Raw genomic sequence first — 16,762 nt, 5'->3', positions numbered from 1 at the left:
CGATGCGGGGACAACTGATCCAAGGGTGGACGTCGACACGCAAGCGGGTCCGACGCAGCCGACGGCTGGGCACGGACGCGGGGATGGTCACGTCCGAATACGCGATGGGGCTGATCGCGGCGGTGGGTTTCGCCGGGTTGCTCTACAAGGTGGTGACGAGCGGGCAGGTCAAAGCGGCGCTGCACGCAGTCGTGGAGAAGGCGCTCGATGTCCCGTTCTGAGTCCAGTACCGAGTCCGGGCAGACCAGACAGGCCAGGCAGACCAGGCAGACCAGGCAGGCCGGGCAGAGCGAGCGCTTCCCGGGGCGAGGGCGCTTCAGAGACCGGGGATTCGTGACGGCTGAGGCGGCGGTGGTGCTGCCGACGCTGGTGCTGTTCACCATGGCGCTGATCTGGACCCTCCTGGCGGCGGCCGCGCAGATCCAGTGCGTGGACGCCGCCCGGGCCGGAGCACGCGCAGCGGCCCGACAGGACCCCGACGGCGCCGTCACAGCGGCGGCGCGGCAGGCGGCGCCGCGCGGGGCGAGTGTGTCGGTGCGCCGCGAGGGCGACCTGGTGCGGGTCGACGTGGCGGCGGACGCGCCGGGTCCGCGGGTGCTGGGTCTGGGTCTGCGTCTGCGCGCGGAGGCGGCGGCGTTGGCGGAGGAGACGGTGGGGGTGGGCGTATGAAATCCGGGAGGTGGCGTGGCGGGGGTCGGGACAGAGGGGCCGCCACCGTGTGGGTGGTCGTCGTGATGGCCGTCCTCGGCGTGATCTGCGGTGCCGTACTCGCCATGGCGCAGGCCGTCGCGGTCCGGCACCGGGCGGGCGGCGCGGCGGACCTTGCGGCGCTCGCTGCGGCGGAACGGTGGGCGGCGGGTTCCGCCGGGGCGTGCGCGGGGGCCGTCCGGGTGGCCGAGGCGCAGGGGGCGCGTGTTGTGCGGTGCGTGCTGCGGGGCGATACCTCCGAGGTCACGGCCTCCTCTTCGGCCGGCCCCTTCTCCGCCACGGTCAGGTCCCGTGCGGGCCCGCCGACCCTCGCTCCTCCACCCCTCCGTCCACCCGGCACCGCCCCAGCGGGCTAGGACCCTCAACCCTCAGCAACCAGCCCCCCCAACCCTCAGTAACCAGTCCCCCAACCCTTCCCTCAGCCCTCCCCCTCCGCCCCCACCCCCGCATCCCGCAACAACACCGAAAGGAGCCGTACCGCGCCCCGCTTGTGGAGAGGGTCGTTGCCGTTGCCGCACTTGGGGGACTGGATGCACGAAGGGCAGCCCGCCTCGCACTCGCAGGAGGCGATCGCCTGCCGTGTGGCCGTCAGCCACTCACGAGCCGTGTGGAAGGCCCGCTCGGCGAAGCCCGCCCCGCCGGGGTGGCCGTCGTACACGAACACCGTGGGAAGGAGCGTGTCCGGGTGCAGCGGGACGGAGACGCCACCGATGTCCCATCGGTCACACGTGGCGAACAGCGGCAGCATGCCGATCGACGCGTGCTCGGCGGCGTGCAGGGCGCCGCCGAGGATCTCCGGATTGATGCGGACGGCGTCCAGTTGGTCCTCGGTGACGGTCCACCAGACCGCCCGCGTGCGGAGCGTACGAGGAGGAAGGTCCAGTTTCGTCTCGCCGAGCACCTCGCCGGTGATGACTCTGCGACGCAGGAAGGAGACGACTTGGTTGGTGACTTCGACGGAGCCGTAGCAGAGCCGCCCGGCGCCCCAGGGAACCTCGGTGTCCGTCTCCAGGATGGAGATCGCCGTCGTGTCGCGAGCGGTCGTGGAGTAGGGCGGCGCGGCCTCCTCGACCAGGGCCACCGAGTCCTCCAGGTCGAGGTGGCGGACGAGATACGTACGCCCTTGGTGGAGGTGGACGGCGCCCTCGTGCACGGTGGTGTGCGAGGCGGACGCGTCGACGGTGCCGAGGAGCCGTCCCGTGCCCTCCTCGACGATCTGGACGGGCTTGCCGCCCTCGCCGCGGATGTCGGTGAGGTCGGCGGCCCGCTCGCGGCGGGTCCAGTGCCAGGCCTTGGTCCGGCGCCGGAGCAGCTTCGCGGCTTCCAGCTGCGGGAGCAGTTCCTCGGCGGCGGGGCCGAAGAGCGCCAGGTCGTCGTCGACGAGGGGGAGTTCAGAGGCGGCGGCGCAGAGGTGGGGCGCGAGGACGTACGGGTTGTCGGGGTCGAGAACCGTGGACTCCACGGGCTGCTGGAACAACGCCTCGGGGTGGTGGACGAGATACGTGTCCAGTGGGTCGTCCCGGGCGACGAGCACGGCCAGCGCGCCCTGCCCCGACCGTCCGGCGCGCCCGGCCTGCTGCCAGAGGGAGGCCCGGGTGCCCGGGTAGCCGGCGATGACGACGGCGTCCAAGCCGGAGACGTCGACGCCGAGTTCGAGGGCGGTGGTGGCGGCGAGGCCGAGGAGTTCGCCGGAGTGCAGGGCGCGCTCCAGGGCGCGGCGCTCCTCGGGGAGGTAGCCGCCGCGATAGGCGGCGACGCGGCGGACGAGGGAGCGGTCGACCTCGGCGAGGCGTTCCTGGGCGATGACGGAGATGAGTTCGGCGCCGCGCCGGGAGCGTACGAAGGCGACGGAGCGGACGCCCTGGACGGTGAGGTCGGTCAGGAGGTCCGCGGTCTCGGCGGTGGCGGTGCGGCGGACGGGGGCGCCCTTCTCACCGTGCAGATCGGTCAGTGGCGGCTCCCAGAGGGCGAAGACGAGGTCGCCCCGGGGTGAGGCGTCGTCGGCGACCTCCCGCACCGGCACCCCGGTGAGGCGCTCCGCGGACACCGCGGGATCGGCGGAGGTGGCGGAGGCGAGGAGGAAGACGGGCTCGGAGCCGTAGCGGGCGCAGAGGCGGCGCAGGCGGCGCAGGACCTGGGCGACGTGGGAGCCGAAGACGCCGCGGTAGGTGTGGCACTCGTCGATGACGACGTAGCGGAGGGCGCGCAGGAAGGAGGACCAGCGGGGGTGGGAGGGGAGGATCCCGCGGTGCAGCATGTCGGGGTTGGTCAGGACGTAATTGGCGTACTGACGCACCCATTCGCGTTCTTCGAAGGGCGTGTCGCCGTCGTACACGGCGGGGCGCACCGCGTTGCCGAGCGGGGCGGCCAGCTCGCGGACGGCTCGGCGCTGGTCGGCGGCGAGGGCCTTGGTGGGGGCCAGGTACAGGGCGGTGGTGCCGCGACCGTTCGGCGCTTCGGAGCCGTCGAGGAGGGCGGAGAGGACGGGTGTGAGGTAGGCCAGGGACTTGCCGGAGGCGGTGCCGGTGGCGACGACGACGGACTCGCCGTCCAGGGCGTGCTCGGCGGCCTGTGCCTGGTGGGCCCAGGGGTGCTCGATGCCCGCGGCTTGTACGGCGGATATGACCTCGGGCCGGATGCGGTCGGGCCAGACTGCATACCGGGCCGCGCGCGGGGGCAGGTGCTCCGTATGAGTGACGCGCGATGCACGGCTCGGCCCCGCGGTGAGCCGGTCCAGAACGGCCCGCGGGGACGTGCGTGCCGGGGCGCCCGCAGCGGGTCCTCCGGGAGAAGAAATTTTGGCCATCGGCATCGAGTGTGTCACTGGCGGGATGGACAATGGTCCGAAGGCGTCGTGCATGCGTGCCTGTAAGTGATTGAATGCCATCGCGGCTGGCGATCCGTCCTGGGGGCTCTGCCGAGGTGTCCCGAGGGATGACCGCTCGATAGCAAGGTGCTGGAGGATCCGTGGACCTGTCCCTGTCGACCCGTACCGTCGGCGATCGTACGGTCGTCGAGGTCGGTGGCGAAATCGATGTATATACCGCGCCCAAGCTGCGCGAGCAGTTGGTCGAGCTGGTGAACGACGGCAGTTTCCATCTTGTCGTCGACATGGAGGGCGTGGACTTCCTCGACTCCACCGGGCTCGGCGTGCTGGTCGGCGGCCTGAAGCGGGTGCGTGCCCATGAGGGCTCGCTGCGCCTGGTCTGCAACCAGGAGCGCATTTTGAAGATCTTCCGCATCACCGGCCTCACCAAGGTGTTCCCGATTCACACCTCGGTCGAGGAAGCGGTCCAGGCCACCGACTGAGTGGTGGCTCCGGCTGAGCGCCTTCGGCGGAGCGTCTTCGGCCTGTTGGGCCGAGTGGCTCCGGCCGAGTGGCTTCGGCCGACCGGAAGCGAGACGTCCCGGGCCTTCGGGTCCGGGACGGCAGTACAGCAGGGGACCGGGCCTGCGGGCCCGGCCCTCTGACAGCACGCGCGTCTGTCGAGGGGGATGCATGGCCACCGTTGAACTCCGCTTCAGCGCGCTGCCCGAACACGTCAGGACCGCCCGCCTCGTGGCGGCCGCGGTGGCGCGCAGGGCCGGGGTCGACGAGGCCGTCCTCGACGAGGTCAGGCTCGCGGTCGGCGAGGCCTGCACGCGTGCCGTCGGGCTCCACCAGAGCAGCGGGGTGGACGCGCCGGTGCGGGTGGCGCTGATCGAGGACGAGAAGCAGTTCTCCATCGAGGTCGGGGACGAGGCGCCTCGTGCGGCGCCCGGTGGCCGGACGCCCGGCGCCCGACCGGACGAGGGTGACGACGCGGAGCCCGAGGGCGAGGACGAGATGGGCCTCGCGGTCATCAGCGGCCTCGTGGACGACGTGGAGGTCACATCCGGCGAGTCCGGCGGCCTCATCCGCATGAGGTGGCCCACGGCGCCGGCGACGCTGCTGCCCTGACGCACCCGCGCTCGCCCTCGCCTCTTCAGGCCCTGTCACCACCACGGTGAACAGGGCCTTTTATTTTTTGATCATTTAATTGCGCCGGATCGGCGATCTACATCCCCGCCCGCATATTCAGCCACGTCTCCGGGCGTCAATGGTTTTGGGGCGTTACCGCTTTCGGGGCCAATCTTCGCGCCCGATCATTTGCTGAGAAGCAATCTCAGGTCAATTCCGTTTGTGGCGCTCTGTTTTGATCAGGTTCCGCTCCCTACAATCCGTCCACATCTTGAGCTCAGCCCAAGCGTCAAGGAGGACGAATGGCGGGGCTTTCTACCCCTCATCAGTTTGACCACCCCTCAACCTTCGCAGCCGCAGTCCTGACCGACGACAACCGCCTCATCGTGATGGTCATCGCGGCCGTCGCGCTGGCGGCGCTCGCCGTCGCGGGTGTGCTCGTACGACAAGTACTCGCGGCGGGCGAGGGCACCGACAGCATGAAGAAGATCGCGAAGGCGATCCAGGTGGGCGCGAATGCCTATCTGGGACGCCAGCTGCGCACTGTCGGCGTATTCGCCGTCGTGGTGTTCTTCCTGCTCATGCTGCTGCCCGCGGACGACTGGAATCAGCGCGCCGGCCGATCGATCTTCTTCTTGGTCGGAGCGGCGTTCTCGGCGACCACCGGCTATATCGGTATGTGGCTCGCCGTGCGCAGCAATGTCCGCGTGGCGGCCGCCGCCCGAGAGGCCACTCCGGCAGCAGGCGAACCTGAAAAGGATCTCACCGCCGTATCGCACAAGGCCATGAAGATCGCTTTCCGCACGGGCGGCGTAGTCGGCATGTTCACGGTGGGGCTCGGTCTGCTGGGCGCCTCCTGTGTGGTGCTCGTCTACGCGGCCGACGCGCCGAAGGTGCTCGAAGGTTTCGGCCTCGGCGCCGCGCTGATCGCGATGTTCATGCGTGTCGGCGGCGGCATCTTCACCAAGGCCGCCGACGTCGGCGCCGACCTGGTCGGCAAGGTCGAGCAGGGCATTCCGGAGGACGACCCGCGCAATGCCGCGACCATCGCCGACAACGTGGGCGACAACGTCGGCGACTGCGCCGGTATGGCCGCCGACCTCTTCGAGTCCTACGCCGTGACGCTCGTCGCCGCGCTGATCCTCGGCAAGGTGGCGTTCGGCGACTCAGGGCTCGCCTTCCCGCTGATCGTCCCGGCCATCGGTGTCGTGACGGCGATGATCGGCATCTTCGCGGTGGCGCCCCGGCGCGCCGACCGCAGCGGGATGACCGCCATCAACCGCGGCTTCTTCATCTCCGCCGTCATCTCGCTCGCACTCGTGGCCGCGGCCGTCTTCGTCTACCTGCCGTCCACGTACGCGGACCTGGACGGCGTCACGGACGCCGCGATCAAGGGCCACGACGGCGATCCGCGCGTCCTCGCGCTCGTCGCCGTCGCCATCGGCATCGTGATGGCCGCGCTGATCCAGCAGCTCACCGGCTACTTCACCGAGACCAGCCGGCGGCCCGTGCAGGACATCGGCAAGACCTCGCTCACCGGTCCTGCCACCGTCGTCCTCGCCGGTATCTCCATCGGCCTGGAATCGGCCGTCTACACCGCGCTGCTGATCGGGCTCGGCGTGTACGGGGCGTTCCTGCTCGGCGGTACGTCGATCATGCTTGCCCTCTTCGCGGTCGCGCTCGCCGGTACGGGACTGCTCACCACGGTCGGCGTCATCGTCGCCATGGACACCTTCGGTCCCGTCTCCGACAACGCGCAGGGCATCGCCGAGATGTCCGGCGACGTCGAGGGCGCGGGCGCGCAGGTCCTCACCGACCTGGACGCCGTCGGCAACACCACCAAGGCCATCACCAAGGGCATCGCCATCGCGACCGCGGTCCTCGCGGCCTCGGCGCTCTTCGGCTCGTACCGCGACGCCATCGCGGAAGCGGCCAAGGACGTCGGCGAGAAACTCGGCGACGGCGCTCCGATGAACCTGGTGATGGACATCTCACAGCCCAACAACCTGGTGGGCCTGGTCCTCGGCGCCGCGGTCGTCTTCCTCTTCTCGGGGCTCGCGATCAACGCGGTGTCGCGGTCGGCGGGCGCCGTGGTCTACGAGGTGCGGCGGCAGTTCCGCGAGCACCCCGGGATCATGGACCACACCGAGGAACCGGAGTACGGGCGCGTCGTCGACATCTGCACCAAGGACGCGCTGCGCGAGCTGGCCACGCCGGGTCTGCTCGCCGTGCTCACCCCGATCGCGGTCGGCTTCTCGCTCGGGGTCGGCGCGCTCGGCGCGTTCCTCGCGGGCGCGATCGGCACCGGCACCCTGATGGCGGTCTTTCTCGCCAACTCCGGTGGTGCCTGGGACAACGCGAAGAAGCTGGTCGAGGACGGCCACCACGGCGGCAAGGGCAGTGAGGCCCACGCCGCGGTCGTCATCGGCGACACCGTGGGCGACCCGTTCAAGGACACCGCGGGCCCGGCGATCAACCCCCTGCTGAAGGTGATGAACCTGGTGGCGCTGCTCATCGCGCCGGCGGTCGTCAAGTTCAGCTACGGGGACGACGCCAGCGTCGGGATGCGGGTGCTGATCGCGGTGCTCTCCATCGCGGTCATCATCGGCGCGGTCTACGTCTCCAAGCGGCGCGGTATCGCCGTCGGGGACGAGGGCAACTCGGGACGGGTGACCAAGTCGGCCGACCCGGCCGTGGTCTCGTGACCGCACCTGGGTAACCGCTCCTGGGTAACCGGCCCCGCAACACACGGGCGGGCGGCGCTTTCTGATGCGCCGTCCGCCCGTCGGCGTGTGCGGGGCGACCCGTGAGCCCTCTCTCCGCCCCCGTGCCGTTCCCCCGCTTGGTGCAAATGGCTGCAATAGCGGTGGTACCGCGCCCCCACCATGCGGATGTCGCCCAGTTGGCGTGTAAGTTCCGGGGCCGAGAGCCACGGAAGGGACCAATCCGGTGAACAAGAAGCTTGCAGCCGCACTGTCCGGCGGTGCGGTACTGGTACTCGCTTTGTCAGGGTGCAGCAGCGACGACGACAACAAGGAGCTGGACGACTGGGCCAAGAAGGTCTGCGACTCCGTGCAGCCGGAGTCGAAGAAGATCGCTGACGCCAACGCCGCGATCCAGAAGGAGACCTCCGACAACAGCTCGCCGTCCGACGTCCAGAAGACCGACTCCAAGGCGTTCAAGGACATGTCCGACGCCTACAAATCAATGGGCAGCGCCGTGCAGAAGGCGGGCGCGCCGCCGGTCGACGACGGCAAGAAGAAGACGGACGACGCCGTCAAGGAGCTCAACGCCATCTCCAAGTCGTACGGCGACCTCAAGAAGCAGGTCGACGGCTTGGACACCAAGAACCAGGCGGACTTCGCGGACGGCCTCAAGGACGTAGCCGGAGAGCTGGACAAGCTGAGCAAGAGCGGCAACGAGGCGCTGGAGAAGTTGCAGGAGGGCGAGGTCGGCAAGGCGATGGGCAAGCAGGACAGCTGCAAGAGCGCGTCCGCCACGCCCTCCGCCAAGGACTGACCCCTTCCGGCCGTACCTTCTCGATGCCCTCGACGCCCAGGCGGCGCCGGGGGCGTCGGCGCACCGGGCGGGCCACAATGGAGGCGTGAGTAACGCCAGCCGCAACACCGGCCTTCCCCTGCCCGCGTCCGACCGTGCCGACGCAGCCGCCGCTCTGCGGGACGCGCTGCTCGCCGCCGACTTCACCGCCGACGGGCTGCTCGAACTGCTCGGCGCCCCCGCCTACACGGCACTCGCCCGCAGCGAGACCGTGCCGGCGCTGCGGGCCACGCGGGGGGACGGTGCTCTCGCGGCGCTCGTACGTCTCTTCCTGCTCCAGGAATCCGTGCCCCACGCGCGCGTGGCGGACGTTCTCCCCGTCGGCGTACTCCTGGAGAGCGACTGGCTGGCCGAGCGGGACGGTGAGCTGTGGGCGACGGTGGACGTGCGGCCGTACGGCGGTCCTGGCGGTGAGGACTGGTTCATCGTCTCCGACCTGGGCTGCGCCGTCGGCGGTGCGGGCGGCATCGGCAGCCACGACGAGGGCGTCGTCCTCGGGGTCGGCGGCGCGTCCACCACACTGGCCGGCATCACGGTGCGTACGCCCGTCGCGAGCGCCCTCGACCTCGGCACCGGCTCCGGCATCCAGGCGCTGCACGCCGCCCAGCACGCCACGCGCGTGACGGCCACCGACCTCAACCCCAGGGCGCTGCGGTTCACCCGGCTGACGCTCGCCCTCTCCGGGGCCCCGGAGGCGGACCTGCGCGAGGGCTCACTCTTCGAGCCGGTGGGGGACGAGACGTACGACCTGATCGTGTCGAATCCGCCCTTCGTGATCTCGCCGGGGGCGCGCCTCACCTACCGGGACGGCGGGATGGGCGGGGACGATCTGTGCCGCTCGCTCGTTCAGGAGGCGGGGGAGCGGTTGAACGAAGGGGGGTACGCGCACTTCCTGGCCAACTGGCAGCACGTCGAGGGCGAGGAGTGGCAGGACCGGCTGCGGTCCTGGGTGCCGCGCGGCTGCGATGCCTGGATCGTGCAGCGCGAAGTGCAGGACATCACGCAGTACGCCGAGCTGTGGCTGCGGGACGCCGGGGACCACCGCACGGACCCCGGGCAGTACGCGGCGCGGTACGACGCGTGGCTGGACGAGTTCGAGGCGCGGGGCACGCGCGCCGTCGGGTTCGGCTGGATCACGCTCAGGAAGACCGGTTCCGATGAGCCGTCCCTCACCATCGAGGAGTGGCCGCACCCCGTCGAGCAGCCGCTCGGCGACACGGTCCGGGAGTTCTTCGAGCGGCAGGAGTACCTGCGTACGCACGACGACGCGGCGCTGCTCGCCGGGCACTTCAGGCTCGCCGACGAGGTCGTGCAGGAACAGGTCGGCCTGCCGGGCGCCGAGGACCCCGAGCACGTCGTGCTGCGCCAGAACCGCGGCATGCGGCGGGCCACCAAGGTGGACACCGTGGGCGCCGGCTTCGCGGGCGTCTGCGACGGCTCGCTGAGCGCCGGGCGGATCCTGGACGCCATCGCCCAACTGGTGGGGGAGGACCCGGTGTTGCTGCGGGACCGGACACCCGCGCAGATCAGGCTCCTCGTGGAGCAGGGCTTCCTGCTGCCGGTCGGGGCGTAGCGGGTCTGCGCACCGCACCCGCGCGGTGGGGGTAAACCGGCCAACATCGCGCCGGTACGGGGCATTTCGGAGCCCGTAGGGGGCATTTCGGGTGGGGTGTACGGCGGGGCCGTTCGCCGTTCACTCCGATTTCGTCCTCCCGATTCCCGTGCGTGCCAGCCTCCCGGCAGGGGAACTCGGCACGGGGAGGCACGACCATGGAGAGCGGACCAGCGATCTTCGCCGGGACGGTGTTCGCACTGTTCGGGGCCGGACTGATGCTGTGGACCGGTGCGCGGGTCGCGCACCGCGCTCCCGTCGCCCAGGGTGTGAACCCCGTCGCATCGGCGACGTTCGCCATGCTCGCCGGAACGGGTGCGCTGCTGCTCGGGGTGTGGTGCTTCACGCGGCTGTGACGTGGTGTCGACGACGCGGCGGACCCTCTCCTTCCCGTTGCCGTGAGGGCTCCGGCCGCACGGGGCGCCGGAAGAGCGGTGGCCACTCCGGGCGGCAGGAATGGCGGTAGTCGGGTTACCGTTCGAGTGGCCGTTGCGGGCTTTTCCCGTTTGACACGGGGGCGGGATGTACCGTCACACTCCGCAGCGACAGCGCAACGCAAGCCATGCGGGCACTGCCACCGCACTGCCTGAGCCCTGCCACCGCGCAGCGCCACCGGGCGGTGCGGCCGAGCGGTGCCGCCGCGCACTGCCACCGAGCGTCGACCGGAGAGAAGAGCGAAGTTGTCCCCGACCAGCGAGACCGCACAGGGCGGCCGCCGACTCGTCATCGTCGAGTCGCCTGCCAAGGCGAAGACGATCAAGAGCTACCTCGGCCCCGGCTACGTAGTCGAGGCCAGCGTCGGGCACATCCGCGACCTCCCCAACGGCGCCGCGGAGGTGCCCGAGAAGTACACCGGTGAGGTGCGCCGCCTCGGCGTGGACGTCGAGCACGACTTCCAGCCCGTCTATGTCGTCAACGCCGACAAGAAGGCACAGGTCAAGAAGCTCAAGGACCTCCTGAAGGAGTCCGACGAACTCTTCCTCGCCACCGATGAGGACCGCGAGGGCGAAGCCATCGCGTGGCACCTCCTGGAGGTCCTGAAGCCCAAGGTCCCCGTCCACCGGATGGTCTTCCACGAGATCACCAAGGACGCGATCCGCAGCGCCGTCGCCAACCCGCGCGAGCTGAACAAGCGCATGGTCGACGCCCAGGAGACCCGCCGCATCCTCGACCGCCTCTACGGCTACGAGGTCTCGCCGGTCCTGTGGAAGAAGGTCATGCCGCGCCTGTCGGCCGGCCGCGTCCAGTCCGTGGCCACCCGCCTCGTCGTCGAGCGGGAGCGCGAGCGCATCGCCTTCCGCTCCGCCGAGTACTGGGACCTGACCGGAACCTTCGGCACCGGCCGCGCCGGTGACGCCTCCGACCCGTCGCAGCTGGTCGCCCGCCTCACCACGGTCGACGGCAAGCGCGTCGCGCAGGGCCGCGACTTCGACTCCGTCGGTCGGCTCAAGGCCGGCAGCGCGTCCACGCTCCACCTGGACGAGGCCAACGCCCGCGCACTGGCCGCGGCCCTCCAGGACACGCGGTTCTCCGTACGCTCCGTCGAGTCCAAGCCGTACCGCCGCTCGCCGTACGCGCCCTTCCGTACGACGACGATGCAGCAGGAGGCGAGCCGCAAGCTCGGCTTCGGCGCCAAGGCGACCATGCAGGTGGCCCAGAAGCTGTACGAGAACGGCTTCATCACCTACATGCGTACGGACTCCACGACGCTCTCCGACACGGCCGTCGCGGCCGCCCGCGCCCAGGTCACGCAGCTCTACGGCAGCGACTACCTGCCGGACAAGCCGCGCACCTACGCCGGGAAGGTCAAGAACGCGCAGGAGGCGCACGAGGCGATCCGCCCCTCGGGTGATCGTTTCCGCACGCCCGCCGAGACCGGCCTGACCGGCGACCAGTTCCGGCTCTACGAACTGATCTGGAAGCGGACCGTCGCCTCCCAGATGAAGGACGCGACGGGCAACTCCGTCACGGTCAAGATCGGCGGCCGCGCCTCCGACGGCCGCGACGCCGAGTTCAGCGCGTCCGGCAAGACCATCACCTTCCACGGCTTCCTCAAGGCCTACGTGGAGGGCGCCGACGACCCGAACGCCGAGCTGGACGACCGTGAGCGCAGGCTCCCGCAGGTCGCCGAGGGCGACGCGCTCTCCGCCGACGAGATCTCGGTGGACGGCCACGCCACCAAGCCGCCGGCCCGCTACACCGAGGCATCGCTGGTCAAGGAGCTGGAGGAGCGCGAGATCGGCCGCCCGTCGACGTACGCGTCGATCATCGGCACGATCCTCGACCGCGGCTACGTCTTCAAGAAGGGCACGGCGCTCGTGCCGTCCTTCCTGAGCTTCGCCGTGGTCAACCTGCTGGAGAAGCACTTCGGCCGGCTCGTCGACTACAGCTTCACCGCCAAGATGGAGGACGACCTCGACCGCATCGCCCGCGGTGAGGCGCAGGCCGTGCCGTGGCTGCGGCGCTTCTACTTCGGCGAGGGCGAGGCCGCCGGCGGCGCCGCGGACGCGGGCAACGGCGACGGCGACCACCTCGGCGGCCTCAAGGAACTCGTCACCGACCTCGGCGCCATCGACGCCCGCGAGGTGTCGTCCTTCCCCGTCGGCAACGACATCGTGCTGCGCGTCGGCCGCTACGGTCCCTACGTGGAGCGCGGCGAGCGCGACTCCGAGAACCACCAGCGCGCCGACGTCCCCGACGACCTGGCGCCCGACGAGCTGACCGTCGAGTACGCGGAGGAGCTGCTCGCCAAGCCGAGCGGCGACTTCGAGCTGGGCGCCGACCCGGTCTCCGGCAACCAGATCGTCGCCAAGGACGGCCGCTACGGCCCGTACGTGACGGAGATCCTCCCCGAGGGCACCCCGAAGACCGGCAAGAACGCGGTCAAGCCGCGCACGGCCTCCCTCTTCAAGTCCATGTCGCTCGACACGGTCACTCTGGAGGACGCCCTCAAGCTGATGTCCCTCCCGCGTGTGGTGGGCACCGACGCCGAGGGCGTCGAGATCACCGCACAGAACGGCCGGTACGGCCCGTATCTCAAGAAGGGCACCGACTCGCGGTCCATCGAGACCGAGGAGCAGCTCTTCACCATCACGCTGGAAGAGGCCCTGGAGATCTACTCCAAGCCGAAGCAGCGTGGCCGCGCCGCCGCGAAGCCGCCGCTCAAGGAGCTCGGTGAGGACCCGGTCAGCGGAAAGCCGGTCGTCGTCAAGGACGGCCGCTTCGGGGCGTACGTCACGGACGGCGAGACGAACGCGACGCTGCGGGCTGCGGACTCCGTCGAGGACATCACTCCGGAGAGGGGCTATGAGCTCCTCGCGGAGAAGCGGGCGAAGGGTCCCGCCAAGAAGACGGCGAAGAAGGCCGTGAAGAAGACCGCCGCCAAGAAGGCGCCCGCCAAGAAGACCGCGGCGAAGAAGACGGCGGCCAAGAAGACCACCGCGGCGAAGAAGACCACCACGACTGCGAAGAAGACCGCTGCCAAGAAGACGGCTGCTTCCAGCAAGGCCGCCGTTTCGGAGGACTGACCTCCGACGTCCTCCGACGTCCTTCTCCACTGGACGCCGTCCTTCTCCACTGGACGCCGTCCTTCTCCACTGGACGCCACCCGAACCAGACGGTCGTTTGTTCGGGTGGCTCCTCGGGGAGTGGGTCCGTCCAGATAGGCTGGACGGATGACGCGTGCCGAGCAGCCAACGGCCGGAATCCCGGCCCCCGACGACGCCCTGGTCGCAGATTCCCGAGAGCGCGCCGTACGCGCCTTGCTGCGCGTACCGCAGCTGAAGCGGTTGTGGAGCGCCCATCTCGTCGACAGTGTCGGCGACGCGCTCGCGCTGCTCGTCCTGGTGATCCTCGCGCTCCAGTCGTCCATCGCCGAAGGCGCCTTCGGAGGCGGCTACCGGGGAGCGGCCTTCGCCGTGACCGCTGTCTTCGGAGCGCGCGTTCTCGCGACGCTGCTCTTCGGAGCGGTGCTTCTCGGCCCGCTCACCTCGCTCACCTCTCCGGACGGGCCGCTCGACCGCCGCTGGACCATGATCGGCGCCGATGGTGTGCGGGCCGCCCTGCTGGTCGTCGCACCGCTGTGGATCGACTGGACCCCGGACGACGCCCTCGCGGTGATCCTGGTGACGTCCTTCGTCGTCGGCGTCGCCGAGCGCTTCTGGACGGTCGCCAAGGAGAGCGCGGCGCCCGCCCTGCTGCCCGCGCCGCCTCTGGAGGGCGCGACGATAAGGCCCCTGCCGGACCACATGGACGCCCTGCGGCGCCTGTCCCTGCGTACGGGCTTCCTGGCGCTGCCGATCGCGGCCGCGACCCTCGTCGCCATCACCCTCGTCTCGAACGTCCTCGGCGCAGGCGTCGACTGGTTCGACCTGCACCAGGCGGGCCTCGCCTCCTTCGTGGCGGCCGGCCTCTTCGCCGCGTCCCTCTCGATCGTCTACTTCCTCGAACTTCCCCGTACGCAGACGCCCCGCGCGCGCAGCCCGCTGGAGGGGCTGCGCAGGCCGCGCACCGGCACCGGGCCCGACAAGGGCCGCACCGGCGCGATCCCGCTCTTCGTCGCGGCCTGCGCCGCCGTCGCCGGAGCCGTCGCGGCGGCCGTCGCCGTCGCCGTGCTGCACGCCAAGGACCTGGGCGGCGGGCCCGTCACGTACGGCCTGACCGTCCTCGCCCTGACCGGCGGCACCGCCGTCGGCATCCGCGTCGCCCCGTCCCTGCTGCCCTCGCTCTCGCGCCGCCGGCTGCTCGCGCTCGCCATCGCCCTCACCGGCGTCGCCCTGCTCGCCGCCGGTCTCGTGCCCGACACCACGACCGTGCTGCTGCTCCTGGCCCTCACGGGCGTCTGCGCGGGCGTCGCCGCCAACATCGGGCACGCGCTGCTCGACCAGGAGGTCGAGGACTACCGCAGGGCACGCACCACGGAGCACCTCCACGCGGTCGTACGCCTCGTCCTCGCGCTCGGCGCGCTGGTGGCCCCGGTGGTCGCCGCCGCGATCGGGCCGCACCGCATGGTCAACGGCAAGTTCGTCTTCGACCACGGCGGCGCCGCCTTCACGCTGATGCTGGTCGGCGCGCTGCTGCTGCCGGTGGCCGCGCTCGTCCTCGCCAAGGCCGACGACCGCCAGGGCATCCCGCTCCGGCGCGACCTGCTGGACGCGCTGCGCGGCGGCGACGACCCGGCACAGGTGCCCTGCGGCACCGGCTTCTTCATCGCCCTCGAAGGCGGCGACGGCGCGGGCAAGTCGACACAGGCCGAGGCGCTCGCCGAGTGGATCCGCGCCAAGGGCCACGAGGTCGTCGTCACGCGCGAGCCCGGGGCGACGCCCGTCGGCAAGCGGCTGCGGTCGATCCTCCTCGACGTGTCGTCGGCCGGTCTCTCGCACCGCTCCGAGGCGCTCCTGTACGCCGCCGACCGCGCGGAGCACGTCGACACCGTCGTACGCCCGGCCCTCGCACGCGGCGCCGTGGTCATCTCCGACCGCTACATCGACTCGTCCGTCGCCTACCAGGGCGCCGGCCGCGACCTGTCGCCCACCGAGATCGCCCGCATCAACCGCTGGGCGACCGGCGGCCTCGTACCGAACCTGACGTGCCTGCTCGACGTGGAGCCCGAGGCCGCCCGCGAGCGGTTCACGGAGGCGCCCGACCGCCTGGAGTCGGAGCCCGCAGAGTTCCACGCGCGCGTGCGCGCCGGTTTCCTCACGCTCGCCGCCGCCGACCCGGGGCGGTATTTGATCGTCGACGCGTCCCAGGAGCCCGAGGCGGTCACGACCGTCATCCGGCACCGGCTCGACCTGGTGCTCCCGCTCTCCGAAGCCGAGGTGAAGGCGCGCGAGGAGGCCCGCAGGGCCGCCGAGGAGGAGGCGCGGCGCAAGGCCGAGGAAGAGGCCGCGCGCAAGGCCGAGGAGGAGCGCCTCGAACGCGAGCGCCAGGAGCAGCTCGCCAAGCTCCGCGCCGAGGAGGAGGAGCGCAAGCGGCGCGAACTGGAGGAGGCCCAGCGCCGCGAGGCCGAGCGGCAGGCCGAGGAGGCCAGGAAGCGCGCCGAGGAGGCCCGCCGCAAGGCCGAGGAGGAGCAGGCCAGGCTCCTCGCCGAGGAGAAGGCGCGGGCGGCCGAGGAGGAGCGGCGCCGCCGGGAGGCCGAGGAAGAGGCGCGGCTGCGCGCCGAGGCGGAGGAGCGGCGCCTGGAGAAGCAGCGCAAGGCGGAGGCCGCGCTGCTCCGGGCGGAGGAGGCGCGGCGGCTCGCGGCGGCTTCGGCGGCCGCGGCTACGGCGGCTGCTTCGGCTCCGGCCGCCGCCTCGTCGCCGGTCTCGACCCGGAAGGCTTCTGCTTCTTCTGAGCCGGTCTCGACCCGCAAGGCTTCTGCTCCCGAGCGGGAGGTCGCTGCCCCTGAGACTGCGGCGGGCCGTAAGGCTTCCGCTCCTGAGCCGGTGGCGCCGCCCGTGCCCGACAACGAGACGACCGTGCCCACGCCCGTGGTGCAGCCGCCCTCCAGGGATGCCGACGAGACGACCGTCCTGCCGGCGGTCGGCGCCGAGGATCCCGGAACCTCGGAGGGGCCCGGTGCGGAGGACACCGCGGTGCTGCCGCAGCCGCCCGCGCCCGCGGGTGCCGCCGACGAGACGGCCGTGCTGCCGGCCGTCCAGGAGGACAAGGTGCCGCCGGGGTACTTCCGGGACGAGCGGCCCGCGAGCGCGCCCGCGCCCGCGCCCGACGGTTCCGACGACCGGACCCGCGAGCTGCCCCAGATCGAGGTCGACGAGCACGGCGTGCCCCGGCCGGCGTCCTCCGACTGGGCCGAGGAGACGCCGCTCGACGACCTGCCGTCGCTCGCGGACGAACTGCTCGGGTCGCACGAGGACGAGGACGCCCCGGGCGACGACGGTGACGGCAAGAAGCGGCGCGGCCGACGAGGCCGCTGAAGTCGCTGAAGTCGCTCAAGTCGCCGA

Annotated in this window: 12 protein-coding genes; 11 read left to right on the top strand and 1 reads right to left on the bottom strand. The window is 71.2% G+C overall.

Features of this window, described 5'->3' with window-relative positions; genetic code table 11:
- Positions 1-2: 2 nt before the first annotated feature.
- From ACZ4Z4_RS20260 to ACZ4Z4_RS20250, 3 genes are read left to right on the top strand one after another with little or no spacing between them, the layout of a single operon-like run.
- Complete coding sequence (locus ACZ4Z4_RS20260; protein ID WP_468328733.1) at positions 3-221, top strand: DUF4244 domain-containing protein; 219 nt, start codon at positions 3-5, stop codon at positions 219-221.
- Positions 208-669: a TadE family type IV pilus minor pilin gene (locus ACZ4Z4_RS20255; protein ID WP_468328731.1), complete on the top strand. Its 462-nt coding sequence runs from the start codon at positions 208-210 to the stop codon at positions 667-669. The genes ACZ4Z4_RS20260 and ACZ4Z4_RS20255 overlap by 14 nt, the downstream gene beginning before the upstream one ends.
- Positions 666-1,064 carry an Rv3654c family TadE-like protein gene (locus ACZ4Z4_RS20250; protein ID WP_468328729.1) on the top strand — a complete coding sequence of 133 codons (399 nt, stop codon included), beginning with the start codon at positions 666-668 and terminating at the stop codon, positions 1,062-1,064. Before ACZ4Z4_RS20255 ends, ACZ4Z4_RS20250 begins: the two co-directional genes overlap by 4 nt.
- Before the next feature lie 62 nt (positions 1,065-1,126).
- On the opposite strand, the gene ACZ4Z4_RS20245 is transcribed toward ACZ4Z4_RS20250, so the two are convergent.
- Positions 1,127-3,595, bottom strand: coding sequence for a DEAD/DEAH box helicase (locus ACZ4Z4_RS20245; protein WP_468328727.1), 2,469 nt, complete (start codon positions 3,593-3,595; stop codon positions 1,127-1,129).
- An 80-nt stretch (positions 3,596-3,675) separates the two neighbouring features.
- On the opposite strand from ACZ4Z4_RS20245, the gene bldG reads away from it, so the two are divergent.
- From bldG to tmk, 8 genes are all read left to right on the top strand, one after another.
- Positions 3,676-4,017 (top strand): anti-sigma factor antagonist BldG, encoded by a 342-nt coding sequence (bldG, locus tag ACZ4Z4_RS20240; RefSeq protein ID WP_362999272.1) that lies wholly within the window; start codon positions 3,676-3,678, stop codon positions 4,015-4,017.
- Positions 4,018-4,207: 190 nt separating this feature from the next.
- Positions 4,208-4,648 (top strand): ATP-binding protein, encoded by a 441-nt coding sequence (locus ACZ4Z4_RS20235; protein ID WP_468328725.1) that lies wholly within the window; start codon positions 4,208-4,210, stop codon positions 4,646-4,648.
- A 302-nt stretch (positions 4,649-4,950) separates the two neighbouring features.
- The gene (locus tag ACZ4Z4_RS20230) at positions 4,951-7,353 is read left to right on the top strand and encodes a sodium-translocating pyrophosphatase (protein ID WP_468328723.1); all 2,403 of its coding nucleotides are present in this window, start codon (positions 4,951-4,953) and stop codon (positions 7,351-7,353) included.
- A 244-nt stretch (positions 7,354-7,597) separates the two neighbouring features.
- A complete protein-coding gene (locus ACZ4Z4_RS20225) occupies positions 7,598-8,167 on the top strand; it encodes a small secreted protein (RefSeq protein WP_468328722.1) in 570 nt (189 codons plus the stop codon).
- Between the two features lie 85 nt (positions 8,168-8,252).
- Positions 8,253-9,779, top strand: coding sequence for a DUF7059 domain-containing protein (locus ACZ4Z4_RS20220; RefSeq protein ID WP_468328720.1), 1,527 nt, complete (start codon positions 8,253-8,255; stop codon positions 9,777-9,779).
- A gap of 197 nt (positions 9,780-9,976) precedes the next feature.
- Positions 9,977-10,174, top strand: coding sequence for a hypothetical protein (locus ACZ4Z4_RS20215; protein ID WP_398302362.1), 198 nt, complete (start codon positions 9,977-9,979; stop codon positions 10,172-10,174).
- A gap of 324 nt (positions 10,175-10,498) precedes the next feature.
- Entirely contained in the window at positions 10,499-13,345 is a 2,847-nt protein-coding gene (gene topA, locus ACZ4Z4_RS20210; protein WP_468328718.1) for a type I DNA topoisomerase, read from the top strand.
- A gap of 147 nt (positions 13,346-13,492) precedes the next feature.
- Positions 13,493-16,735 carry a dTMP kinase gene (tmk, locus tag ACZ4Z4_RS20205; protein WP_468328716.1) on the top strand — a complete coding sequence of 1,081 codons (3,243 nt, stop codon included), beginning with the start codon at positions 13,493-13,495 and terminating at the stop codon, positions 16,733-16,735.
- The last annotated feature ends 27 nt before the right edge of the window (positions 16,736-16,762 follow it).

Source organism: Streptomyces sp. NPDC030245 (assembly GCF_055572995.1).
The sequence above is the reverse complement of the archived record's forward strand: the minus strand, read 5'-3'. Positions and strand labels throughout refer to the sequence as shown.

Bases quoted from the DNA above. Each gene is read 5' to 3' on its own strand.
- ACZ4Z4_RS20260 (WP_468328733.1), top strand. From the start codon at position 3: ATGCGGGGACAACTGATCCAAGGGTGGACGTCGACACGCAAGCGGGTC.
- ACZ4Z4_RS20250 (WP_468328729.1), top strand. From the start codon at position 666: ATGAAATCCGGGAGGTGGCGTGGCGGGGGTCGGGACAGAGGGGCCGCC.
- ACZ4Z4_RS20230 (WP_468328723.1), top strand. From the start codon at position 4,951: ATGGCGGGGCTTTCTACCCCTCATCAGTTTGACCACCCCTCAACCTTC.
- ACZ4Z4_RS20255 (WP_468328731.1), top strand. From the start codon at position 208: ATGTCCCGTTCTGAGTCCAGTACCGAGTCCGGGCAGACCAGACAGGCC.
- ACZ4Z4_RS20215 (WP_398302362.1), top strand. From the start codon at position 9,977: ATGGAGAGCGGACCAGCGATCTTCGCCGGGACGGTGTTCGCACTGTTC.
- ACZ4Z4_RS20235 (WP_468328725.1), top strand. From the start codon at position 4,208: ATGGCCACCGTTGAACTCCGCTTCAGCGCGCTGCCCGAACACGTCAGG.
- tmk (WP_468328716.1), top strand. From the start codon at position 13,493: ATGACGCGTGCCGAGCAGCCAACGGCCGGAATCCCGGCCCCCGACGAC.
- ACZ4Z4_RS20245 (WP_468328727.1), bottom strand. From the start codon at position 3,595: ATGGCATTCAATCACTTACAGGCACGCATGCACGACGCCTTCGGACCA.